17 protein-coding genes and 1 pseudogene are annotated in these 22,551 nt (G+C 62.1%); 9 read left to right on the forward strand and 9 right to left on the reverse strand.

What is annotated here, in order from left to right:
- Positions 1 to 49: 49 nt before the first annotated feature.
- The gene (locus tag ACGYKA_RS17840; RefSeq protein WP_394414704.1) at positions 50 to 1,549 is read left to right on the forward strand and encodes a class I adenylate-forming enzyme family protein; all 1,500 of its coding nucleotides are present in this window, start codon (positions 50 to 52) and stop codon (positions 1,547 to 1,549) included.
- A 33-nt stretch (positions 1,550 to 1,582) separates the two neighbouring features.
- Here ACGYKA_RS17840 and rpe read toward each other — a convergent pair whose 3' ends face one another.
- Positions 1,583 to 2,272, reverse strand: a complete 690-nt coding sequence (gene rpe, locus ACGYKA_RS17845; protein ID WP_271689053.1) for a ribulose-phosphate 3-epimerase — start codon at positions 2,270 to 2,272, stop codon at positions 1,583 to 1,585.
- Between the two features lie 65 nt (positions 2,273 to 2,337).
- The gene (locus ACGYKA_RS17850; protein ID WP_394439452.1) at positions 2,338 to 5,544 is read right to left on the reverse strand and encodes a 2Fe-2S iron-sulfur cluster-binding protein; all 3,207 of its coding nucleotides are present in this window, start codon (positions 5,542 to 5,544) and stop codon (positions 2,338 to 2,340) included.
- A gap of 123 nt (positions 5,545 to 5,667) precedes the next feature.
- On the opposite strand from ACGYKA_RS17850, the gene ACGYKA_RS17855 reads away from it, so the two are divergent.
- The 5 genes from ACGYKA_RS17855 to ACGYKA_RS17875 all read left to right on the forward strand — a co-directional run bounded on the left by ACGYKA_RS17855 (position 5,668) and on the right by ACGYKA_RS17875 (position 10,969).
- Positions 5,668 to 6,687: an ABC transporter substrate-binding protein gene (locus ACGYKA_RS17855; protein ID WP_394414698.1), complete on the forward strand. Its 1,020-nt coding sequence runs from the start codon at positions 5,668 to 5,670 to the stop codon at positions 6,685 to 6,687.
- A gap of 174 nt (positions 6,688 to 6,861) precedes the next feature.
- The gene (locus ACGYKA_RS17860) at positions 6,862 to 8,121 is read left to right on the forward strand and encodes a cation:proton antiporter (protein ID WP_394414695.1); all 1,260 of its coding nucleotides are present in this window, start codon (positions 6,862 to 6,864) and stop codon (positions 8,119 to 8,121) included.
- Between the two features lie 81 nt (positions 8,122 to 8,202).
- Positions 8,203 to 8,970: an ABC transporter ATP-binding protein gene (locus tag ACGYKA_RS17865; protein WP_394412292.1), complete on the forward strand. Its 768-nt coding sequence runs from the start codon at positions 8,203 to 8,205 to the stop codon at positions 8,968 to 8,970.
- Positions 8,963 to 9,769, forward strand: a complete 807-nt coding sequence (locus tag ACGYKA_RS17870) for an ABC transporter permease (protein ID WP_394414692.1) — start codon at positions 8,963 to 8,965, stop codon at positions 9,767 to 9,769. The genes ACGYKA_RS17865 and ACGYKA_RS17870 overlap by 8 nt, the downstream gene beginning before the upstream one ends.
- Positions 9,770 to 10,054: 285 nt before the next feature.
- Positions 10,055 to 10,969, forward strand: a complete 915-nt coding sequence (locus tag ACGYKA_RS17875) for a D-amino acid aminotransferase (protein ID WP_394414689.1) — start codon at positions 10,055 to 10,057, stop codon at positions 10,967 to 10,969.
- A 43-nt stretch (positions 10,970 to 11,012) separates the two neighbouring features.
- On the opposite strand, the gene ACGYKA_RS17880 is transcribed toward ACGYKA_RS17875, so the two are convergent.
- The 5 genes from ACGYKA_RS17880 to ACGYKA_RS17900 form a co-directional block, all read right to left on the reverse strand.
- Positions 11,013 to 12,422 (reverse strand): PepSY-associated TM helix domain-containing protein, encoded by a 1,410-nt coding sequence (locus tag ACGYKA_RS17880; RefSeq protein ID WP_394414686.1) that lies wholly within the window; start codon positions 12,420 to 12,422, stop codon positions 11,013 to 11,015.
- A gap of 40 nt (positions 12,423 to 12,462) precedes the next feature.
- On the reverse strand, positions 12,463 to 12,837 hold the full coding sequence (locus ACGYKA_RS17885) for a hypothetical protein (RefSeq protein WP_271692205.1): 375 nt from the start codon (positions 12,835 to 12,837) through the stop codon (positions 12,463 to 12,465).
- Between the two features lie 18 nt (positions 12,838 to 12,855).
- Positions 12,856 to 13,347, reverse strand: a complete 492-nt coding sequence (locus ACGYKA_RS17890) for a copper chaperone PCu(A)C (protein WP_394414683.1) — start codon at positions 13,345 to 13,347, stop codon at positions 12,856 to 12,858.
- Between the two features lie 44 nt (positions 13,348 to 13,391).
- Positions 13,392 to 13,763, reverse strand: coding sequence for a hypothetical protein (locus ACGYKA_RS17895; RefSeq protein ID WP_394414681.1), 372 nt, complete (start codon positions 13,761 to 13,763; stop codon positions 13,392 to 13,394).
- Positions 13,764 to 14,195: 432 nt separating this feature from the next.
- Positions 14,196 to 15,101 (reverse strand): LysR family transcriptional regulator, encoded by a 906-nt coding sequence (locus tag ACGYKA_RS17900; RefSeq protein WP_394414678.1) that lies wholly within the window; start codon positions 15,099 to 15,101, stop codon positions 14,196 to 14,198.
- A 177-nt stretch (positions 15,102 to 15,278) separates the two neighbouring features.
- On the opposite strand from ACGYKA_RS17900, the gene ACGYKA_RS17905 reads away from it, so the two are divergent.
- The 3 genes and pseudogenes from ACGYKA_RS17905 (at position 15,279) to ACGYKA_RS17915 (ending at position 21,286) form a co-directional block, all read left to right on the forward strand.
- The gene (locus ACGYKA_RS17905; protein WP_394439457.1) at positions 15,279 to 16,943 is read left to right on the forward strand and encodes a GMC family oxidoreductase; all 1,665 of its coding nucleotides are present in this window, start codon (positions 15,279 to 15,281) and stop codon (positions 16,941 to 16,943) included.
- Between the two features lie 25 nt (positions 16,944 to 16,968).
- Entirely contained in the window at positions 16,969 to 19,479 is a 2,511-nt protein-coding gene (locus tag ACGYKA_RS17910) for a CoA transferase (RefSeq protein ID WP_394439459.1), read from the forward strand.
- Positions 19,480 to 19,640: 161 nt separating this feature from the next.
- Positions 19,641 to 21,286 (forward strand): annotated as a pseudogene (locus tag ACGYKA_RS17915) (BCCT family transporter).
- 93 nt (positions 21,287 to 21,379) lie between these two features.
- Here ACGYKA_RS17915 and otnC read toward each other — a convergent pair.
- Positions 21,380 to 22,018, reverse strand: a complete 639-nt coding sequence (otnC, locus tag ACGYKA_RS17920) for a 3-oxo-tetronate 4-phosphate decarboxylase (RefSeq protein ID WP_168612328.1) — start codon at positions 22,016 to 22,018, stop codon at positions 21,380 to 21,382.
- Positions 22,015 to 22,551, reverse strand: a 537-nt coding sequence (locus ACGYKA_RS17925) for a four-carbon acid sugar kinase family protein (protein WP_394439461.1), incomplete at its 5' end; no start/stop codon positions are given. The genes otnC and ACGYKA_RS17925, both read right to left, overlap by 4 nt.

The following is a 22,551-nucleotide window of genomic DNA, read 5'->3' on the forward strand; positions in this document are numbered from 1 at the left end:
GCGGCGGCTGCCGGAGGAGGGGGCCGCTATTAGGCAGGAGGAGACACCCATGAATGCCAGGGTACAGGATTTTCTAGCTGAGCAATTGGCGACCCGCCCAGAGGCACCAGCGCTGAGCGACGCCAGCGGCGCGGCTTGGAGCTTTGCCGATCTGGACCGCGCGCGTCGGGCTTTGGCGGCGGAGTTGCGGGCCGCGGGGGTGCAGGCGGGCGACCGCGTGCTGTTGATGGTGGAAAACTGCGTTTCCGCTGTGGCCGGGCTCTATGCCGCGTGGGAGTTGGACGCCGTGGCGATCCCCGTCAACGCCCGCCAGAGCGAGGCCGAGGTCACCCGCATCATCAACCACGCCACCCCGGCGGCGGTTCTGCTGACCTGCGAGGTCTCGCCCGAGGCGGCGGCCCATGCAGCGCGGCTGGACGCACGCGAGATTGCGGGCGATTTCGGCAGCTTGCATCTGGCCACGCCACAGCCCAGCAGCCCGGATGCCGATCTGCATGACGTGGCGGTGTTGCTTTATACCACCGGCACCACGGGCGATCCCAAGGGCGTGATGCTGACCCATTCCAACCTGCGCTTCGGCGCCCGTGCCTCTGCCGATTTGCGGCAGATGGTGCCGGGGGATGTGGTCTATGGCGTCTTGCCGATGACCCATGTCTTCGGCCTCGTCTCGGTCCTGATGGCCGCCGTCAGCGCGGGCGCGAAGGTGCGGCAGGAGAGCCGCTTTTCCGCCGCGAAACTTCATGCTGCGACCCATGAGGACGTCACGATCCTGCCTGCGGTGCCGCAGATGCACGCGCTGGTCATGCAATACTCGCGCGAGCGCGGGATGCCGAAACTGGAAAGCCCGACCCTGCGCTATGTCTCCTCCGGCGGTGCGCCGCTCGACCCGGCGTGGAAGCGCAAGGCCGAGGCTTTCTACGAACTGCCCCTGCAAAACGGTTTCGGCATGACCGAGACCTGCTCGGGCGCCTCGGCCACGACCAATGCGCTTGGCTCCCCCGATACATCCGTCGGGCCGGTGACGCCGGGCACCGAGTGCAAGATCGACGACCAAGCCCCCGGCGGCAATGGCGCGGGAGAGGGCGAGGTGCTGGTGCGCGGCCCGCATGTGATGAAGGGCTATTACCGCAACCCGACCGAGACCGACAAAGCCATCGACGCCGAAGGCTGGCTGCACACCGGCGATTTGGGCAAGCTCGATGAGGAGGGGCGGCTGCACATCCTCGGACGCTCAAAAGAGTTGATCATCCACGGCGGTTTCAACGTCTACCCGCCCGAGGTGGAAGCCGCGTTGAACGATCACCCGCGCGTGGTGCAATCGGCGGTGGTCGGACGGCGGCGCGAGGGCGATGAAGAGGTGTTGGCCTTCGTGCAGGTCGCAGCGGGCGACCATGTCACGGCAGAGGAGTTGCGCGGTTTCGTCAAGGAACGGCTCACCGGCTACAAACGCCCCGCGCAGATCATCGTGGCGACCGATTTGCCCGCCGCACCCACGGGCAAGATCCTGAAGCACCGCTTGCTGACGGCCTTTGCCGATCAACTGGCGTGACAGGGCGGGGCGCAGAAGCGCCCCGCATCTCCATCAGACGTAGGTGCCTTCGGCAGCGGCGCGGATCGCGCGGATGTTCTCGCCGTAGGGTGCCGGATCGCTGACCGAGCCGCCCTTGAAGACGGCGGAACCCGCCACCAGCACATCGGCCCCGGCCTCGGCCACCAGCGGCGCGGTCTTGGGATCGACGCCGCCGTCGATCTCGATATGCACGGGCCGGTCGCCGATCATGCTGCGCAACTCGCGGATCTTGGCGGTCATGTCGATGAACTTCTGCCCGCCGAAACCGGGGTTCACGGTCATCACGCAGACCAGATCGACCATGTCGAGGATCTCGGCCACCGCGCTCGCCGGCGTGCCGGGGTTCAGCGCCACGCCCGCCTTGGCACCCGCGCCGCGGATCGCTTGCAGGGTGCGGTGGATATGGGGCGTGGCCTCCACATGGGCGGTAATGAAATCGGCGCCCGCCTTGGCGAAGGCTTCGATATAGGAGTCGACCGGGGCGATCATCAGATGCACGTCCATCACGCCCTTGATATGGGGCCGGATCGCCGCGCAGGTGGCGGGGCCGAAGGTGATGTTGGGCACGAAATGCCCGTCCATCACATCCACATGCACCCAGTCGGCGCCTTGGGCTTCGATGGCTTCGCATTCGGCGCCGAAATTGGCGAAATCGGCGGCGAGGATGGAGGGGGCGATCTTGATCGAACGGTCGAAAGTCATGGGGGCAGGCCTTTGTTACCAGGGTTGGCCCCTCATAGCGGCTGACCGCCCCCGGGGAAAGAGGGCTAGAGGTCGAGCTCCAGCACCCCGCCGGGCTGCGCTGCGCGGGACTGGCAGAGGATGATCGCCCCCTCGCGTTGCTTGGCCGAGAGCACGAAGTCGCGGTGCTCCACCTCGCCGCCGCGCAACCCGCATTTGCAGACGCCACAGATGCCGTCGGAGCATTTCAGGTCCACCGGCACCCCCGCCGCGATCAGCGCCTCGGCGACGGTCTCCTCGGCCCCGACGTCGATCTCGCGGCCCGAGGAGAGCTTCAGCGTGAAGGGGTGGTTCTCGTAATCCGGCACCTCGGGGGTCGAGAAGTATTCAAGATGCCGCGCCTCTTCGGGGATGCCTGCGCCCTCGGCAGCGGCCATGACCGATTGCATATAGGCGTCCGCCCCGCAGGTGTAGACATGGGTGCCCTCGGGCGCGCGGGCCATGATCGCGGGCAGGTCGGCGCGGGTGTCCTCGGCGCTGATGTGCAGATGCACACGGTCGGCCCAAGCGGCCTGAGCGAGCTCCCCGGCAAAGGCTGCGGCCTCGCGGGTGGAGGCGGAGTAATGCAGGTCGAAAGGCCGCCCGAGCCCATGCAGCCGGTGGGCGAAGGCGATCATTGGCGTGATGCCGATGCCGCCGCCCATTAGCAGGCTGTGCGACGCGCCTTCGACCAGTTCGAAATGGTTCACCGGCTTGCCCACGAAGATGCGCCGCCCTTGGGTAAAGACTCGGTGCAACAGCGCCGAGCCGCCGCGGCCTTCGTCCTCGCGCAGCACCGCGATACGGTAGCGGCTACGGTCTTTGGGGTCGCCCAAGAGCGAATAGGGGCGCAGGTATTCCGGCGCCACCACGAGGTCGAGATGCGCGCCTGCGGTCCATGCGGGTAAACCGTGGCCTTCGGGATGGGCGATGTCGTAGAGCCGGGTAGTGGCGTTCAATTCCTCAACGGCGGTGATGCGCAGGTCGAGCACCGGCGTGTCGCTGCCGACCGCGTAAAGATGCAGGTGATCGGTCTCTCCGGCGGCGGTCTTGCGGCGATGTTCGTCGGCGCTGATCAGCGCGGCATGGGCCTTGATCCCGGCTTCGCGGTTCATCGGGTCGGGATAGGGCCAGGGATGCGGGGCCAGCGGGGCGGGGTAGACGGCCAGCGTCTGGTCCTCGAACTTGAGGTCCAGTTCCGGTTGCAGGTCGCGCGCGTTCACGGGTTGCGCGGGGGTATCGAACTGGCCCGACGGCTTGCGTTCGATGTCCCACCACCATTTCTTCACCGGGTTCAGACGTCCTTTGCCGACCTTGTCGTCGAGCTTGGCCAAGAGCGGTGCGGCGGCGGGAATGTTCGAGGCGGCCCAGCGGAAAGGCGCCTCGGCAAAGAGCCCTTCGAGGTTCCACGGGCAGGTCTTCATGCAGCGCCCGCACATCGCGCCGCCTTGGTTGGTGATCCGGTAAGTGGCGCATTTCTGGCTGTCGGATTTCCAGATCTCGTAGCCGTTGAACATCTTCTTCGGCCCTGCGGTGATCGCGCCCGAAGGGCATTCGCGGGCGCATTTGTTGCAGGCCTCGCAGAACTTTTGCAGGCCGAAGTCGATGGGCTTATCGTGGGCGACGGGCAGGGTGGTGGTGACCACGCCGGATTTCAGCCGCGGGCCGAGGAAGGGGTTCAGGATCACCTCCCCGATGCGGCTGACCTCGCCCAAGCCCGCCAGCAGCAGAAGCGGCGGTTGCAGCACATCGCCGTCCATCACCGTATGGGCCTTGGCGGCATGGCCGAGGTTGCGCAGGTGCTGCGCCAGCACGCCGCCGAGCATCGAGAACCGCAGATAGGCCCGCATGGATTGCGACACGGCGATCCAGTCGTCGCCCGAGGACCCCTCCATCGTGTCATACCCCTGGTCAATGATCAGGCTCAGCGCTTGGTCATGCGGCGGGGTGATCGGGGTGCCGGTGGCGTCGTGGCTGTACCATGTCCAGTCCGGACAGGCCGAGAGGCCCGCGGCATCGGCGCCGAGGAAATAGCTCGCCGCCTTGAGGTTCGCCGCATTGCGGGCGGCATCCCCGGCCTCGGGGGTGTCTTCGTTCACCGGCCCGTCCTGCAGCAGGATCAGCGCGCCCAGCAGGCGGCGCTGTGCGGCGGAGGGGGCGGATTTGATCACGTGATGCCCGCCCTTCATGGCGTTCTGCACCTTCGGCCCCATGTCGCCGAACTGGCCACGCGCGAAGAGGTCACCGCGTTTCGGCACGCGCGGCACGTTGGCGGCGTCGATATAGGTCGTGGGCTCCTCGACCCGCTTCAACGTCTCGAAAGGATGCGGCCCCATGGCATAGTCGCGCCGGGCGTAAGGGTCGACGTCGCGCGCGCTGATCCCGCCGTGGGTGCCCAACTGCCAATGCGGGCCTTTCAGCACCGACCACGGCTGCTCGGCCAGTGGGGCAAGCGGCATGTCGGGCGCGAGGGCCATGTCGGTCGTCACCACCGCAAGGCCGAAGCGCGGGCCGATCCAAGGCGCTTGCAGGTTGCCGTCCTCCACCACCGCCAGCCCCGCCGCCACGGCCAGTTGCCCGAGGTTCACGTCGGAGGTGTTGGCCGAATGCACCTTGGCCGCGAAGCCCAGCTGGCGGATGTATTCGGCAAGCACGGTGGCGTTCTCGGTCCCGCGCAGGCAGGCGCGCTCGGCTTGCGCGTCGATGATCCAGTCGCTGCCCGGCTCGCCCTCGCGCGGGTCGCGGGGGTAAGCGGTGAGGATCACCAGCGCATGACTATGGCCGTCGATCGGGGTTTCCGGCGCATCCACGGCGTCGCGCAGGTTGGCCATGATCACATCGACGCCCGCGGCCAGGGTCTTGGTCTGGCGGCTGCGCAGACCTTCGGCCAATTGCGCGGTGCCTTGGCTGCGGCGCGGGCGGGGCAGCAGCACCTCTCGCGGCAGGGTGCAGACGCCCATCATCGAGGCATCGTTGTAATAGCCAAAGGATTTGAGGTGGTTGGCCCGTTCCTGCGGGCTGTCGGGGATCACCGCGCCCGCCCTGTTGACCGGCCCGTCGCGCAGCACGTCCATCATCGCCTGAAAGGGGGCCATGGCGTTGCAGATGCTCTGCGGCGTCTCGGGCCGCTCGAACCGCAGTTCCGGCTTGGGCGTCTTGGGCAGCCGGTCATGCGGTGCCTGCATCCGGCGCAACCGCTCCAAAGGAAAGGGGCCGAGGTGCATGGGGCGGGTCTTGGATGAAAAGAGCTTCATAGGCAAATCGATGCCACGCTTTGACCTGATATGCCAGTCCTGGTTGTGTCGGCAAAGGGCGCTCTCGCTTGACTTTTTGCGCAGCCGCCGACCATGCTGCGGCAAATTTGGAGGAGTAAGATCATGACCCTGTTCACCCGCCGTCAGGCCATCGCAACTTTGGGCGCCGCAACGGCCGTGGGGCTGGCGGCACCGGCACTGGCGCAGAACCGCAAGATCACCGTGGGCGCGCTGCGTTTCACCAGCCACGCGGGCAGCTTCGTCGGCTTTGAACGGGACTATTTCAAAGAGGCCGGTCTGGATGTCGAACTGCGCTTTTTCGAGGCCGCGCAGCCAATGGCCGTGGCGATTGCCAGCGGCGATGTGGACTATGCGATCACCGCGATCTCCGGCGGGCTGGTGTCGCTGGCGCAAAAGGGCGCGGTCAAGGTGATCGGCGGCGGCCTGCAAGAAGAGCAGGGCATCGACGGGCAGAAATTCCTCGTCTCCGACGCGGCCTATCAGGCGGGCATCACCGCGCCGGGCATGTTGGACGGCAAGAGCTTTGGCATGACGCAGGCGGGGTCGTCCTTCCACTACATGGGCTCCAAAATGGCCGCGGCTGAGTGGATCGACCTCAAGTTCAAGCCGCTGCAAAAGGTCGGCGCGGTGATCGGCGCGCTGAAGTCGGGCCAGATCGACGCATGGTCGATCGTGCCGCATATCGCCAAGCCGCTGGCCGGGTCGGGTGCCGTGCATATCATCGGCGATGTGGCGACCTATCTGCCGGATTATCAGGTGACCACGGTCTTCACCTCGACCAAAAACGCCACGGATGAGCAGGAGATGACCAAGAATTTCCTTGCCGGTTATTCCAAAGGTGTCGCCGATTACAACGCGGCGATGATCGCCAAGGAAGGCGGCGATGCGGGCGTGGATGAGATGGTCGATCTGATCCATAAATATGTCTACACCGACCGCCCGCGCGACAAGGCAGCACCCTCGATCATCAATGGCACCATGCGCCTGAACGAAGGGGCCAAGCTGAATGTCGCCTCGGTCCGCGATCAGTTGGAGTGGTTCCAGTCCGAGGGGTTGGTCGATGCCGACATCACTTTGGAGACGCTGATCGACACCTCTTATGTCGAGACGGCGGGCAGCTAAACGCTCGCCCCTCTGGAAGGCTACACTGTGCAAGGCGCGCTCCCCACGAGCGCGCCTTCTGCTTTGCGGCCTGCAAGGGGATTTCGGCACCGCATGACTGGCAATGCCGCCGCGCCAAGATACCTATGATGCTGAGACGGGGCCAAGCCCCTGAGCAGAAAACGGGAATCGGCAGTGAGCGACGGCAGTTTTTTCGCCCTGAACGGCTATCATTTCGCATTGGGGGCCGTGGGGGCGGTGGTCATCCTTGCCCATTGGCTGCCCCGCTTTTTCAGCCGTCGTGAGCCCGCGGCCTCGGGGTTGTTGATCCTGCTGGGCATGGGGGTTTTCGCCCTTGTCCCCGGCATGCCGACATTCCCCGACCCGCGCGCGATGCCCTTTCCATGGGAGGTCGTCTCGGAGCTTTGCGTGATCGTCGCGCTTTTCGCAACGGGGCTAAGGATCGACCGGCTTTCGGATTGGTCCCGCTGGGGGCCGACGGCGCGGTTGCTGGCCCTGACCATGCCGTTGACGATCCTGTCGGTCGCCATGATGGGCTGGGCCTTTGCGGGAATGACCGCTGCGGGCGCGATCCTCTTGGGGGCGGTGATGGCGCCCACCGATCCGGTTCTGGCCGCCGATGTGCAGGTCGGCCCGCCGCATGAGGGTGGCGAGCATCCGGTGCGTTTCGCGCTGACCACCGAGGCGGCACTCAATGACGGCTTGGCCTTTCCTTTCGTCTACCTCGGCATTCTGGTCGCCGCCGAGGGGTTGGCCCCGGCGTCTTGGGGCGTGGAATGGCTGGCGCGCGATGTCTTTTGGCGCATCGCCGTGGGGGCCGCCATGGGGGCTGCGGGGGGCTGGGCCTTGGGGCAGGTTCTCTTCGCGGTGCCGCGCAATGCAGTACTGGCCGAAACCTCCTCGGGCGTGGTGGCCTTGGCGGGGGTGCTGTTGTGCTATGGCACCACCGAATTGGCCGAGGGCTATGGCTTTATCGCCGTGGCAATGGCCGGTCTGGTGATCCGGCGGGTCGAGGCGGATCATGCATTCCACCGCCGTTTGCATGACTTCACCGCCGCTGTTGAACATGCGCTGACGGCGCTTTTGCTGGTGGCGATTGGCGCGGTGATGCCTGTCTTGCTGAGCGATCTGACCCTTGCAGGCGCGGTGATCGTGCTGGCGCTGATCTTTGTCGTGCGCCCCTTGGCGGGGTGGCTGTCGCTTATGGGCACGCCGCTTGAGACGCGCCCCCGCTGGGTTATCGCGCTCTATGGGATACGGGGGATCGGGTCGATCTATTACCTCGCCTATGCGGCGGGGAAGGTTGAGTTTCTGGACGAGGAGCCGCTGTGGGCGATGGTGGGTTTTGCCATCCTTCTGTCGACCTTGGTGCATGGGTTCACCGCCGGGATCGCGGTGGACGGGCTGCGCGGCAAGGAGGAGCCGCCCTCCTAACCGACCCCGCGGGGCAGGGCGGTCGCGCCCGCTTGCAGATCGCACATTGCGCGCGGTGCGTTTTTGCTGAAAAAGGGCGGCATGGACCTCAAGCTTTCCTCCGTCAGCCATTATTATGGCGATACCCAAGTGTTGCGTGACATCACGCTCGACATTCCCTCCGGCCAGATCGTCTGCATCGTTGGCCCGTCGGGCTGTGGCAAATCTACTCTGCTGCGGATGCTGGGCGGGTTGGAGCGCCCCAGCGAAGGCCGGGTGTTGCAAATGGGCGATGCGCCGGAGGGCTGTCTGAACCCGCTGACCTATATTTTTCAGGACTTCGCCCTGCTGCCTTGGCGCAGCGTGCGCGGCAATGTGGCGCTGGTGCTGGAGGGGCATGGGCTGGGCAAGGCGCGGCGCGAGGCGATCATCGCCGATGTCTTGGCGCGGACCAAGCTGACCGATTTCGCCGATGCGCTGCCCAAACAGTTGTCGGGCGGGATGAAACAGCGGGTGGCGATTGCCCGGGCACTGGCGGTGAACCCCGCCGTGATGCTGATGGATGAGCCGCTGAGCGCGCTTGACAGCCAGACCCGCGAATTGCTGATGGATGACCTTGTGGCGCTCTGGACGCGGCAGCCTTTCACGGCGGTCTATGTGACCCACAACCTCGCCGAGGCCGTGCGGCTGGGGCATAAGATCGTCGTCCTGTCGCGCCGTCCGGGTGAACTGCGTGAGGTGGTAGAATTGGACATGCCACTGGCCGAGCGGCGCCACGGCGACCCGGCATTGGAGGCGCAGCAGCAGCACCTTTGGGGCTTGATGCGTGATGAGGCCGCGGCGGCGGATGCGGAGTTGATCGATGGCTGAAATGACGGATGTAAATGCCCGCGAGGTCACCTTTCGCGGCGGCGGCTTCCAGCCCGGCACCCGGCGCGGCGTGGGGCTTGCGGTTTTCGTGGTGCTGATCCTGCTGGCGGAATGGGGCACGCGCAGCGGATTCATCTCGCCCCTGACCCTGCCGCGGCCCAGCGATGTCTTGCTGACCTTTCAAGAGCTTTACCAGTCGGGGATGCTGATCAAACACCTCGGCCCCTCGCTGACCCGTCTGGCGGTGGGCGCGCTGATCGGTGCCTCATTGGGCATTGGTATTGGCGTGTTGATCGGGTTGTTCTCCTTAGTTCGCGCGGGGCTGGTGCCGCTGGTGGCCGCGATTTTCCCGATCCCCAAGATCGCGCTGCTGCCGCTCTTTGTCATCTGGTTCGGCATTGATGAGGCCAGCAAATACGCGCTGATCGCCTTTGGCACCTTCACGCCCACGGTGGTGGCGACCTATGCGGCGGTGGACAATGTGGACCGGGTGCTGATCCGCATGGGGCAGAGTTTTGGGCTTGGCTGGTGGTCGATCGTGTCCAAGATCGTGGTACCCGGTGCGATGCCGGGGATTCTGTCCGGCTTGCGTATTTCGCTGACGATCGCGATCATCCTGCTGGTGGCGGCAGAGATGCTGGGCGCGGAATATGGGATCGGGGCGTATATCCTGCAGGCCGGGAGCTTGTATGATCTGGAGCGGCTTTTCGCGGGCGTGGTGATCTTGTCGCTACTGGGGGTGGCGGTGTCTGCGGCTGTGGCGGCGGTGGAGCGGCGCGTGTTGAGCTGGCGGGTCTGAGGTTTTCGGGGGAGGGCCATCGCCTGCCCGCGGGGCGGCGAGCCAAACCGCGGTTCATGCCACTTTATGGCTCAACCATGATGTGCGCTCTCGAGGTCGCACCCAGCCTCACCAAATCGCCTACCCGGTCGCACCAAAGGTGCGCCCATATAGGCTGGCACGCCTCCGGCGTGACGGGCGGGCAGGCGATGGCCCGGCGCCTGCGGCTTGATTCCGGGCCGGGGTGGTAAGAGCGCGCCATTTGCGTATCAATAGCGCCAACCGCCCTCACCAACGGACCCCATCATGACCGAACACACCACCACCCACGCCGCCGACGAAGACGCCCGCAACCGCGATATCAAGATCTACGTCAACGGCGACATCCTGCACCGCGCCGAAGCCAAAGTCTCGGTCTATGACGCGGGCTTCATGCTGGGCGATGGCATTTGGGAAGGCATGCGCCTCTACAACGGCACATGGGCCTTCTTCGACGAGCATATGGACCGCTTCTTCAACTCCTGCAAAGCGATCTCGCTCGATGTGGGGATGGACAAGGCCGGCATCGCCGACGCCCTGCGCCGCACGGCCGAGGCGAATGACATGCACGATGACGTGCACTGCCGCCTGATGCTGACGCGCGGGATCAAGGACAAACCCTTCCAGCACCCCTCGCTCAGCACCACCGGGCCGACGCTGGTGATCATCATGGAGCATTCCAAACCCGTCGACCGGCTGCAGTCCAAGGGCATCCGTCTGGCCTCGGTCCCGCAGGTGCGCGGCCTGCCGCACAGCCAAGACCCGAAGCTCAACAGCCATTCCAAGCTCAACTGCATCATCGCCTGCCTGCAGGCCGAGGCGGCAGGCGCGGATGAGGCGCTGATGCTCGACCCGCATGGTTTTGTGAACACCACCAATGCCTGCAACTTCTTCATCGTGCGCCGGGGCGAGGTTTGGACCTCCACGGGCGACTACTGCATGAACGGCGTGACGCGGCAAAAGGTCATCGACCTATGCCATGCGAACGGCATCCCGATGAAAGAAAAGAACTTCTCGCTCTACGAAGCCTATGGCGCGGATGAGGCTTTCCTGACCGGCACCTTTGGTGCGCAGACCCCGGTGGCCGAGATCGACGGCAAACCCATCGGCACAGGCGAGCGCCCCGTCACCAAACGCATTCAGGCGCTTTATAAAGAGCTGATCAAACAGCACACGGCCTGAGCGGCGCGAGGGTGCCCGCCCCCGCGAAGGGGCGGGCGGCATTTTAGGAGACCATGCGCTTTAGCGCCGGCACGCGGCGCAGCAGGAGCCAATCCAGCAGCCCCACGACCAGCAGGGTGACCCCCGCCATCGGAAAGGCCAGCGCCACCACCAGACCGACCACAACCGCGCCTTTCCACAGCGTCATATTGCGCGGGGCAGGCGGGGCAGAGAGCCAACCGGCAGGATTTGCCGGGCGGCGTTTCCACCACATCACCACGCCCGAGACGCAGAGAAAGATCACCGACAGACAAAACAGCGTATTGGCCAAAACGCTCGGCCAACCCAAGGTGCCCATATGCAGCGCGATGCCCACGGCCATCGCCTTCCCGGCCAGCGAATAATCCGCATAGCGCACATCGGCGAGGATCCTGCCCGTGTGCCGGTCGACATGCACCGTCCGGTCGCTCGTGGGGTCTTCGGCATCGGTGTTCATCGAATCCCGGCTCAAGGTCCAGACACCGTCCTCACCCCGCGGCAGGTTCATCTGATAGCGCGCGTCAAAGCCGATCTGACGGGCCAGCGCGTTAATGGTGTCGAGCGTGGCGGGCGTGCCTTCGGTCAGTCCTGCGACACCGGCATCGCTGCCCGAGGCGGGCATCGGGGTCTGCTCCAACGCCCAAGGCACCTCCTTAGGCCCGTGGTTCATACTGGCGTGGATGTCATCCGACAGCGGGGCCTCCCATTTCTCCGCCGGGAACTGGCTCCAAGCCTGCACCATCTTCTCGCCCCAGATACCGGCCCACGACAGCCCGGAGATCAGGAAGAAGAACAGCACGACCGACACCCAAAGCCCGATTGCCCCGTGCAGGGATTTCCACAAGGCCCGCCCACGGCCCAGTCGCGGCAGCAGTGCCGCGCGCCAGCCCGTCCCGCGTGGCCACCAGAGGTAGAGCCCCGTCGCGATCAGCACCATGCCGAGCGATGCCGCGATCTCGATCATGCGGTCGCCGGTGACACCCAGCAGCAGGCTGCCGTGGATGTTGTCGGCCATGTCGTACCAACCGCTGCGGCGCGGGAAGCTGGCAAGGACTTCGGCCGTATAGGGGTCGACGGCGACCATGGTTGCCACGTCGTTCGCGTCCACCCGAAAGATCGCGGCCAGATCATCGGCGCGGGGGGCGACATATTGCACAAGGGTGCCACCTTCGATGCTGGCCTGCGCGGCGGCGGCCTGATCGGAGAGGGCAAGGGGCGCGTCTTGGGGGGTGACGGCAATCCGCTCTCCGTCCCGCCCACCGATGAAGGCAATCCAGAGCATCACAAGCCCGGTCAGGGCGAGCATGATGAAAAAGGGGATGACATAGACCCCGGCATAGAAATGCCAGCGCCAAGCGGCGCGGTAAAAGCTGTTCGCACGTTGCGTGTTGTCGTTTTGCAGGGCTGCCGCGCCTGCAGGATCGATGGAAACCATGTGTTTGGTCCTCTGACTGAATTGATATGTGGTTTGGAGGTCAGAGAACCCGTGGCGGCGCCCTTGCGCGTTTGACAGAGGCGCGGCGCGGTTTGGGCTGTGTGGCAGGGGCAGGGGGCAGCGGTGGCGCCGGGTGAAAGGTGACGGCCAAGGGCTGTACCGCCAGCCCCCTGCGTAGGGCCGCGAGGGAGTGCTGGTTCCAATCGCAGGGCTTGTGCTCGGGCTGCACCGGTTCGCCATCCGGCCCGATGGTCACCGTCTCTACCCCGTAGCCCGTGCACAGCACCATGGTCAGCGCGCCCTGTTGGCGCTCTGGCATGGTTCCGGGCGCGAGCGCCGAGAACGCCCCAAACAACAACACCACCGCCCAGAGGCAGAGGTGTTGAAGCGGGCCGGTCAACGCCTTGCGGCGCATCTTGCGATGGGCTTGGGCTTAGTGTTTATGCTCGTGCGAGGAGTGATCCATTCCGCCCGCGTCATGCCCGCGGCGGCTTTCGACATTGAACGTCACATCCAAGGTCCCGGCCTTTTCAAAGGTCAGGGTGGCGGGGATTTTCTCGCCTTCCTCAAAAGGATCACCGTCGAGGCCCATGAACATCACATGCAGCCCCCCGGGTTTGAGGGTGACGGTTTCGCCCGCGGGCAGGTCGATGCCGTCCACATGGGACATGCGCGCGACGCCCATGTCATCGGTGGTCGTCTCATGCAGAGAGACTTCGTCAAAGCCCTCGGCGATGATGCTGACAAGACGGTCGGCAGTGTCGCCGTCATTGGTGATCGTCAGATAGCCGCCGCCCACGCGGGCGGTTTTCGGGGTCTCATAGGCCATCGGGTGATCGACGGTCAAAGCGCCTGCGGTGTACTCATGCGCGGCGGCGGGCAGGGCGAGGAGGGCAGCCAAGGCTGCGGTATAGAAAGATTTCATTGTCATGTTCCATTGTCTGAGATGTGCAAAAAAATGGTGGTGGCTCAGACGGACGGAGGCCCCCTGACAGGCGGTGGCGCCCCGGCGGGGCTGCGCGGCGCGCCGAGGGCACGGGTTAGGCGCGGCGTGCCAAAGCGCAGCGTCCCGCGCGGCAGCAAGACATCCGCCGGGCTGGGCAAGATCAGCGCGTTGACGATGCGGCAGGCTTCGCAATCCAATGCCGCATGGTTCTGCCCTTCGAGCGGTCCGTCGCAAAGGTCGCTCAACGTGCCGCCCGCTTGGATAAAGGCGATGAACGCCGGATCCTGCTGCACCTGCGCGGTCGCCCGATGGGCGAAAGGCAAGCTGGCAAGGGCCAGCAGCAGCAAGAGGGTCAGGCTGACCTGAAGCGAGGATATGCGCGAAACGGCGGACATACGCCCTGATACCCCGGCTGTCGCGGCAAGGCTATAGGGTGCTTTGATCTGCGACGCGATGTCGTAGGCCGGGCGCTGTGCGGGGGGGGGGCTATCGGGGGAGAGTGTTGGCTGGGATGGTAGAATACCCCAGTCAGTCGATCCCGTTCATCGGCTTACGTCACGAGAAGCAGAATCAGGGGCGCTTTTGGGGGCATTTGGGTGCCCAGAGGCGGCAGGATATCCATCTCGGTAGGTGGCCCTTTTCGGAGGCTAAAAGGACAGACAGGCAGTATCTTGATCCTAGGATGGGAGCCCAGCGCCTCCCAGAAGGACTAACCCAGAACAGCAAAAAATAGTGAGGAAGAGCCGCCCCGCCCGAACACCTCTAAGGATGCACGGACGGGGGATTATGGTGGGGATAGCGAACTGGAAGGTTTAGAGATCGACCGTTCACCATACTTTCTGCAACTGCTCGAAGAGCGCGGCGATCACCGGGTCTTGCATCCTGTCCTTGAACGCAATGAGTATAAGGCAGGCGGGCACGTGCAGGCTCTCGCTGACGGTAAGGCCAGAACTTTGACGTTCATGTAGCGCGATGGACTCGCGGCATAGGCTCAGCCCCACACCAGAACGGACCATTTCTAGCATAGAGGCTTCATGGTCGACCAGCGCGACCACCTTTTGACGGCAGTTATGCCGCGCAAAGATGTTTCCTAAAAGGCGATTATGGGCCGAGGCGGGCGAGGTGCCGATCCAAGGAAGGGTTGCAAGCTGCGCCCAATCATCAGTGGAGAGCTGCGCCTCCCAGCCTGCGGGTGCAATGACGCGATAGGAGAATTGAGCTAGCGTTTTGGTATACAAAGGCCGTGTCGAAGGAATTGAATTCGCTTCATTTGGATCGGTGAGGTAGAAGCCTGCATCAAGCTGGCGTCCCTTCAGCATGCGCAGGATGTCACCGCTGATACCGTGTACCAACTCTGTCGTCACTTTGGGATGGGCTTTGCCCAATTGGCTTAACAACCGTCCAAGACGGATGAACTCGGGATCGACAATCGTGCCGATTTTCAGCTTGCCTGACAGCTCCCCAAACTGCGTGCTCGCGCGGCGATGGAAATCGGACATGGCAGCGAGAACCTGCTCTGCCAGCGGTAACAGTGCCGTTCCATCAGGGGTGAGCACCAGGCCGCGCGGCGATCGGGTGAACAGGGTGACACCTAGGTCCGTGCTTAGTCGTTTAATCTGATGGCTGAGCGCGGGTTGGGTGAGGTTAAGCACCTCGGCTGCACGCGAGACGCTGCCCTCTCGCGCGACGGTTGCGAAAGCCAGAATTCCGTTCACGTTCGTCAGCCTGTCCATATTAAAATCTTTAATATCAGGCGAAGGAATTTGTCATTAGGAAAGCCGCGCTTGGCTAACTAAACCTTGGCGGATGTTGCAGCGGCGTGGTGGCGTTGGCGTAGTGAGTTGCGCGGTTCGATCGCAGCGAGCCCCCTCGCACGAATGCTGCAGCAAGAACAAAGGGGAGGCCTGGCGGTGTCGCAAACCGAGAGTGAATTCGACTTTATCGTGATTGGGGGCGGTTCCGCGGGGTGTCTTTTGGCCAATCGGCTAAGCGCGGATCCGAGCAACCGGGTTCTGCTGCTCGAAGCGGGGCGGCGTGATAACTATCATTGGATCCATATTCCTGTCGGGTACCTCTATTGCATAGGCAATCCGCGTACCGATTGGATGTACAACACCGAAGCTGATCCCGGGCTGAACGGCCGGGCTTTACGCTATCCGCGCGGCAAGACTTTAGGAGGCTGCTCTTCTATCAACGGCATGATCTATATGCGCGGACAGGCCAGAGACTACGACAATTGGGCGTCCCTTTGCGGGGACGAGGACTGGGGCTGGGAAAGCTCTCTGCGCGACTTCATGGCGCATGAGGATCATCAAAAGCTTGACGATGGCGCCGACCCGACCACGGGCGACAACAGCCGGTTCTCCGACATGCATGGCCATGGCGGGGAATGGAGAGTTGAAAAGCAGCGGCTGCGCTGGGACGTCTTGGATAGCTTTGCCGATGCGGCAGAACAGGCAGGAATTGAGAAGACAGAAGATTTCAATTCTGGTGACAACGCAGGTGTTGGCTATTTTGATGTGAACCAGCGCTCTGGTTGGCGGTGGAATACGTCCAAAGCTTTCTTGCGTCCCGCCAAGGATCGGCAGAACCTGACGATCTGGACTGAAGCACAGGTAGAGAAGCTGGTATTCGGCGCTAATCCGCAAGGACAGCTACGCTGCACCGGCGCGCGGGTTCAACGTAAAGGGCAGGCGATTGAGGTGACTGCGCGGCGTGAGACAGTACTATCAGCCGGTGCGATCAACTCTCCACAGATATTGCAACTGTCGGGTATTGGCCCGGCAAACTTGTTAAAGACGCATGGCATTGAGGTGGTGCGAGACGCTCCTGTTGGGGAAAACCTTCAGGATCACCTGCAGATCCGTGCGGTCTACAAGGTGGCGGGGACACGAACACTGAACACATTGACGGGGAACCTTTTGGGTAAGGCCGCCATTGCGGCAGAATACCTCTTCAAGCGTTCCGGTCCGATGAGCATGTCCCCCAGTCAGCTCGGGGCGTTCACGCGCTCGGACCCGAAACGTACCTATGCAAATCTCGAATATCACGTGCAACCTCTGAGCCTCGAAGCCTTTGGTGACGACCTTCATAAGTTTCCGGCAATTACGGTCAGCGTTTGCAACCTCAACCCCTCCAGTCGCGGGCATGTCCGGATTCGGTCGGCCAATTTCCGCGATGCGCCGATGATCTCGCCAAATTATTTGGCGACAGAAGACGACCGCAAAGTTGCCGCCGACAGCCTACGCCAAGTACGCGAGATTATGTCGAAGCCCGCGATGCGACCTTATGAGCCGGAGGAATACAAGCCCGGGCCCCAATATCAAAGCGACGCAGATCTCGCCAAACTCGCGGGAGATATCGCCAATACGATCTTTCACCCTGCCGGTACGGTCAGAATGGGAAGGCTTGACGATGATAGCGCCGTTCTCGACCCGCACCTGCGACTGAAAGGCATAGTAGGGCTGCGGGTGGTCGATGCCAGTGTCATGCCGGAAATAGTCAGCGGAAACACCAATTCGCCCACCTTGATGATCGCGGAGAAAGCAGCACGCTGGATTCTTGCCGGCCAGTAGACACCCCATTTCCCGAGGAGGAAATATGCGAAACACTAAATCCAACCTTCCTTTGACCGGGGTAAAAGTTATCGACTTCGGCCAATATATCGCTGGTCCTGCTGTGGCGATGTTGCTGGGGGATCTGGGCGCAACTGTCGTACATATTGATCCCCCGGACGGACCGATGTGGGACAGCCCCGCCAATGCTGCGCTGATGCGCAATAAGATGATAGTGACGCTTGACCTGAAATCAGAAGAAGGGCTGGCGCAGGCACGGGCGCTTTGCGCCGAGGCTGACATCATTGTTGAAAACTTCCGCCCCGGCAAGCTGGCCGCACTCGGAATCGACTTTGCCAAGATGCGCACCGCGCGGCCCGAGTTGATCACCGTGTCTATCCCCGGGTTCGCCTCCAACGATGCCGAACGACGCGAACAACGCGCGTTTGAAAGCGTCGTCGCGGCTAATTCCGGCGTCTTTACGGACATGGGTCTAAACCGCGTCCTTATGGGGTTGAACCCGTCCTTCTCTCCCTTGCCGCTGTTGTCAGCCTATGCCTCGCAGATTGCAGCCTCGGCCACCGTGCTGGCGCTTCAGTCGCGGCAATTGACCGGATTGGGAGATCATATCGAAGTGCCGCTGGCGGCCGCTGTGATGGAAGGACTGTGTTACAATTCAATCAAGGTCGCAGATATGCCGCAGCGCTATCTGACGCAGCGCGAGATCGAAATCGAACGCCGCCGTGTTGAAGGTCTGCCCATGAACGTTTCATATGAGGACTTGCAAGAACTGCTGGATCCGTTCTTTCGCAGCTACATGTGCAAGGACGGGCGTATGTTCTACGTCGTTTGCCCCAGCCATAAGCACCATGCCCGGCGCTGTCTTGAGGTGTTGGGCCTCTATGACGAAATGGTTGAGGAGGGGCTTCAGGAAGAAGAGGACACCTATAAGCCGCAGGCGGAATGGGATTCAGATACCTCACTCGGTATCTATCCGATGCCGAAGCCTTGGGCCGATAAGATCGCGGCGCGGATGAAAGAGGTCTTTATGACCCGGACCTCTCTCGAGTGGAAACGCATGTTTGGGCGGGCTGGAATTCCGGGCGCACCGCAACGTTGGTTGCAAGAGTGGATTAATGACGAATACGCCGAAGCTTCCGGCCTGATGATCGACGTTGATGATCCGATTTACGGAGAGATGACCCAACCCGGTCCGGTGGTGTGGATGGAGGAAAGCGGCGAAGAGGCGCTGGCCCCCGCACCGCGCCAATGGGTCGAATTCGATGTGGCCCTAAAGGCTTTGCGCAAACTTCGGACTGATATCCCCGAACCGGAAGAGGGCATTGATCAGGAGGGCTGGCTCTCGGGCGTTCGAGTATTGGATATGTGTAACGTGATCGCAGGGCCGCATGCCGCGAGCTATCTGGCGCGGTTCGGTGCTGAAGTGATCAAATTGGACCCGGCCACGCCGCTTTATGACAGTTGGAACACCGTGATTTACGGGTTGAGTCAAGGGCGGGGAAAGAAATCCATTCTGGCGGACATCAAATCTGAGCATGGTCGCAAGGTTTTTGAAGACCTTGTGAAATCGGTTGATGTGATCTTTTGGAATGCGCCCGACAGTCAGATCCGCCGGATGGGCCTTGATGCTGAAAGCCTGCGTAAGCTGAATCCCGAAGCGATCTTTTGTAAACTTGACTGCTTCAGCGGCGTTCAACGCGGCGTGCGGACCGATTACATCGGCTATGACGACCTCGTACAGGCTACAACGGGGATCATGCTGCGCTTTAGCGGTGCGATGGACCGGCCCGAAGAGCACGCCCATGTGGGCACCATCGACGTGATGTGTGGCTTCGGCGGCGCTTTGGCTGTGGCGGCGTCGCTTTACCAGAAACACCGTTTCGGTCGGATCGGGCGGGGGCGTACCTCGCTGAGTTCAAACAGCGGCCTGCTGCAAATCCCCTTCGCCTATGATTTCCGGGGGCGGGGCCTCTTCGATGAACCTTCAGGGCCGGAAGTGAATGGTTACGACCCGCTCAGCCGTTTTTACAGTACCGCTTCGGGGGTTTATATCCTGCTCAGCGCCTATGAAGCAGACCTACCTCGTTTTCGTGCTGTGGAAGGACTCGAAGACCTGCCAAATGTGCCTGCGGAAGAGCGTGCCGCTTTTCTGGCGGGGGCTTTCCAGTCCCACCCCGCAACCGAATGGATCGCCCGGTTGCGTAGTGCCGATATCGGCTGTGCGTTGTGCAATAACATCGACGAATTACGCTCAGAGAATATGCGCGAGCCGGATGGCTCGCCGGGCACCGAACGGTGCAGTTACTCATTCTCGCAGTATGCAGATCATCCGAGTGGCCATGAGGTCATTCAACTTGACCCCTATGCCGTGCGACCGGCGCGGGGGCGGGTCTTTGCGTTGTCACCAACCGAGAAGTTCGGAGCCTCCACGCGCATGGTTCTGGCCGAGCTAGGCTATTCCGATGGCGCGATCGAGCGGATGTTGAAATCGGGGCAGATCAGCGAAAGCTGGAGCGGAGAATACCTGCCTAGCTAGCAAAAAATTAGGGCGGCGCCGAATGGGGTGCCCTTCTTTTGCAGCATACTCGGACAACCAAGGTGCTGCGTTACCCGAATGGTTCGGACCAGTCATGTTGTGCATCGCTGTACGGCAAGTGGAGGAGGCTGTCTGGATCTCATTGCCATGATGGAGGATATATGGCCTACAAACCACCCTTAATGGATTTGCATATCGCAACCGCACGCCGGGGATTCTACGCCGGCTTTACCCGCAGTGTCGCTAGCCCATCGAAACTTCTGGTGAGCGCCCTTATCGTCTGGGCGATAACCGTCCCAGCGAATGCTGCATCTGTACTGAACGCGCTCAATGGCGCAATGCTTAGCAGTTTCGCCAGTTGGTACATTTGGGTGGTCGCGCTCTTTTTGCTGCTCTGCATCGGTTTGGCGCTTGTGCCCTCAACCGGCCGGCTGGTGCTCGGGCTGCCTGATGACAAGCCTGAATTTTCGCGGTTTTCGTGGTTCTCTATGATGTTTGGCGCGGGGATTGGCATTGGTATGCTGACCTTCGCAACTGCTGAGCCAATGTACCATTTCGCAAACAATCCCAATGTTATCATGGGCGAGACGACGGGTTCGGCAAGCGGCAATGTGACGGCGGCCTATGTCTGGTCTTTCCTACATTGGGGTTTTTCGGCTTGGGCCTGCTATGCGCTGGTTGGGCTGTCCTTGGCCTATTTCTCCTATCGCCGCAGCTTGCCGTTTACAGTCCGTTCAGGCCTTACGCCCCTTTTCGGAAAGCGCCTGTCTGGCATTGGCGGGCATGTCGTCGATATTGTCGCCGTGGTTGCCACGATCCTCGGCGTAGCCCAGACCTTGGGCTTTGGCGTTGAGCAGTTTGTTGCGGGGCTTAGTCGTATCGGCTTTGGCGATTGGATTATATCTGAGGATGGCAAACCATCGGCTATGGGGATCGTGGTCGCACTGATTGTTATCCTCGGAGCCTCCACGCTCTCGGCCCTTTCAGGGGTCGGGAAAGGGATCAAGTGGCTGTCTAACTTGAATATGGGGCTGAGCTTTTTCCTATTGGCATTCTTTTTCCTCTTCGGGTCCACCTTCTTTGGCCTCGGATCGTTGGTAACTGGGCTTTTTGCTTATTTGGTAGAACTGCCCGGAATGCTGTTCACTGTTTGGCATGCGGATGGAACTGAGACGGGTGACGCCTTGGCCGCATGGCAGGGGGGGTGGTCTGTATTCTATTGGGCATGGTGGATCGCCTTCGCCCCTTTCGTCGGTGTGTTCCTAGCGCGTATTTCACGGGGGCGGAGCATTCGTGAGTACGTCTTGGGGGCAATCGTCATCCCTTCGTTGATGTGTTTCGTCTGGTTCACAATTGTCGGCGGTACAGCGATCGATCTTACCCTAAATGCCACAGCAGGAGATGCGATCTCAGGTGCTGGTCAGGAAAGCCAACTCTTCGTTATGCTCGATCTCATCCTAGCAGATGGACTGGCATGGGGGATGGCCGCGATTGTCGTGGTTTTGTTGCTCACCTATTTGGTTACAACAACAGACTCGACGATCCTGATCGTGAACACGATCAACGCGGCGGGGGAGGAAAACCCAAAGGGTGGTCCGCACATCGTTTTTGGGGCGTGGCACTCAGCTTGGTCGTAGGCGGCTTGCTGCTGGTTGGAGGACTCGACGCCATCAAGACAGCGATGGTGATCGGGGCGCTGCCCTTCAGCTTCGTTATGTTCTTGATGTGCGTCGCGCTAGTTAAGGCGGTCATCCGTGACGCCATTCGCGACAAGAACGGCGTTCAAAGTTTCTCCGCTGCAGAGTAGTCGTTTTGCGGGGGGGGGGGGCATGCTCTGCGCCCCCGTATATTGTACTTAAGTTCGCAAAAGATGCGTTCGGAGCACTGCTCGATCGCGGCATCAGGTTTGCGTGGGAAACCGCCGCTCTAAATCCGCAACCTGTTCAGCTGTGAGGGGCCGCGTTTCCATCGCTTGGAGTGCGAGGAATAGTTTTGCGGTCTCCTCCAACTCCTCGGTTGCATAGACCGCGTCGGACAGCGATTTCGCCGATACAACTGGTCCGTGGTTCGCCAGCAGAACAGCATGATGGTCCGAAGCCATTTCGCCGACTGCTTTTGCCAGTTCGATATCCCCCGGAGCGAAATAGGGAATGAGGGGGAGCTTGCCGACACGCATGACGTAATAAGCCGTCAGCGGCGGCAGAACATCCTTATGGTCAATGCATTTCAGGCAGCTTACGGCGACAGAATGGGTCGAGTGTAGATGCACGATGGCCGATGCGCCGGAGCGTTTTGCATACATTGCCATATGTAAGAACGCTTCTTTGGTGGGGGCGTCACCTGAAATGTGGCGGCCTTCGGGGTCTAACAATGACAGGCGCGCTGGATCGAGGTCTCCCATGGAGGAGCCTGTTGGGGTCATCAGCCAACCGTCGTCGACCCGTACACTGATGTTCCCGGAGGAGCCAAAGCTCAGCCCTCGGTTATAGAGCGACGCTGCACGGCGCACGATGTCTTCGCGGATTTTTGCATCACTCATGGCAGCACCTTCAAGGCATCTTCGAAAAAGCTGGGTTGACCAAAATTTCCAGACTTCAGCGCCAATGTTAAGGGCCGGTCCAATGCTCGGGTCCACGGCACGCCCGGCGCGATCTCGGGGCCAATTTCGAGCGTTTTGATATTAAGGGCCGAGACGACCGCGCCAGAAGTTTCTCCTCCTGCGACCACCACTCGATGAAAGCCCGCCTCGGTAAGGCGCTGAGCAAGTGCGCTTAGAGTGTCTTCCATCATTTGCCCAGAGGCGGCCACGCCGTAGCGTTTCTGGATACCGGCCACTTCTTCTGGATCTGCCGACCCGTAGATGATCACTGGGCTGTCGGTGGGCTGGGCTATTGCCCATTCCGCCAATTCAGTCACCATATCCTTACCAGCTGCGATTTTGTCGATGTCGACCTTTGCATGAGGCCATAGCGCCTTGGCCTGTGCAAGCTGCGCGCGCGTGGCGGCCGAGCAACTGCCCGCCAAAATCAGCGCGCGGCCTTCGTTTGGCAGAAAATCGGTATCTTGCTTCGG

It is taken from the genome of Sulfitobacter sp. 1A15106, assembly GCF_043556995.1.
GTDB classification, from domain to species: domain Bacteria; phylum Pseudomonadota; class Alphaproteobacteria; order Rhodobacterales; family Rhodobacteraceae; genus Sulfitobacter; species Sulfitobacter faviae.

What these genes read in the sequence shown, in the direction of transcription:
- ACGYKA_RS17840 (WP_394414704.1), top strand. Translation starts at nt 50, where the DNA reads ATGAATGCCAGGGTACAGGATTTTCTAGCTGAGCAATTGGCGACCCGC.
- rpe (WP_271689053.1), bottom strand. Translation starts at nt 2,272, where the DNA reads ATGACTTTCGACCGTTCGATCAAGATCGCCCCCTCCATCCTCGCCGCC.
- ACGYKA_RS17850 (WP_394439452.1), bottom strand. Translation starts at nt 5,544, where the DNA reads ATGAAGCTCTTTTCATCCAAGACCCGCCCCATGCACCTCGGCCCCTTT.
- ACGYKA_RS17855 (WP_394414698.1), top strand. Translation starts at nt 5,668, where the DNA reads ATGACCCTGTTCACCCGCCGTCAGGCCATCGCAACTTTGGGCGCCGCA.
- ACGYKA_RS17865 (WP_394412292.1), top strand. Translation starts at nt 8,203, where the DNA reads ATGGACCTCAAGCTTTCCTCCGTCAGCCATTATTATGGCGATACCCAA.
- ACGYKA_RS17870 (WP_394414692.1), top strand. Translation starts at nt 8,963, where the DNA reads ATGGCTGAAATGACGGATGTAAATGCCCGCGAGGTCACCTTTCGCGGC.
- ACGYKA_RS17875 (WP_394414689.1), top strand. Translation starts at nt 10,055, where the DNA reads ATGACCGAACACACCACCACCCACGCCGCCGACGAAGACGCCCGCAAC.
- ACGYKA_RS17880 (WP_394414686.1), bottom strand. Translation starts at nt 12,422, where the DNA reads ATGGTTTCCATCGATCCTGCAGGCGCGGCAGCCCTGCAAAACGACAAC.
- ACGYKA_RS17885 (WP_271692205.1), bottom strand. Translation starts at nt 12,837, where the DNA reads ATGCGCCGCAAGGCGTTGACCGGCCCGCTTCAACACCTCTGCCTCTGG.
- ACGYKA_RS17890 (WP_394414683.1), bottom strand. Translation starts at nt 13,347, where the DNA reads ATGAAATCTTTCTATACCGCAGCCTTGGCTGCCCTCCTCGCCCTGCCC.
- ACGYKA_RS17895 (WP_394414681.1), bottom strand. Translation starts at nt 13,763, where the DNA reads ATGTCCGCCGTTTCGCGCATATCCTCGCTTCAGGTCAGCCTGACCCTC.
- ACGYKA_RS17900 (WP_394414678.1), bottom strand. Translation starts at nt 15,101, where the DNA reads ATGGACAGGCTGACGAACGTGAACGGAATTCTGGCTTTCGCAACCGTC.
- ACGYKA_RS17910 (WP_394439459.1), top strand. Translation starts at nt 16,969, where the DNA reads ATGCGAAACACTAAATCCAACCTTCCTTTGACCGGGGTAAAAGTTATC.
- otnC (WP_168612328.1), bottom strand. Translation starts at nt 22,018, where the DNA reads ATGAGTGATGCAAAAATCCGCGAAGACATCGTGCGCCGTGCAGCGTCG.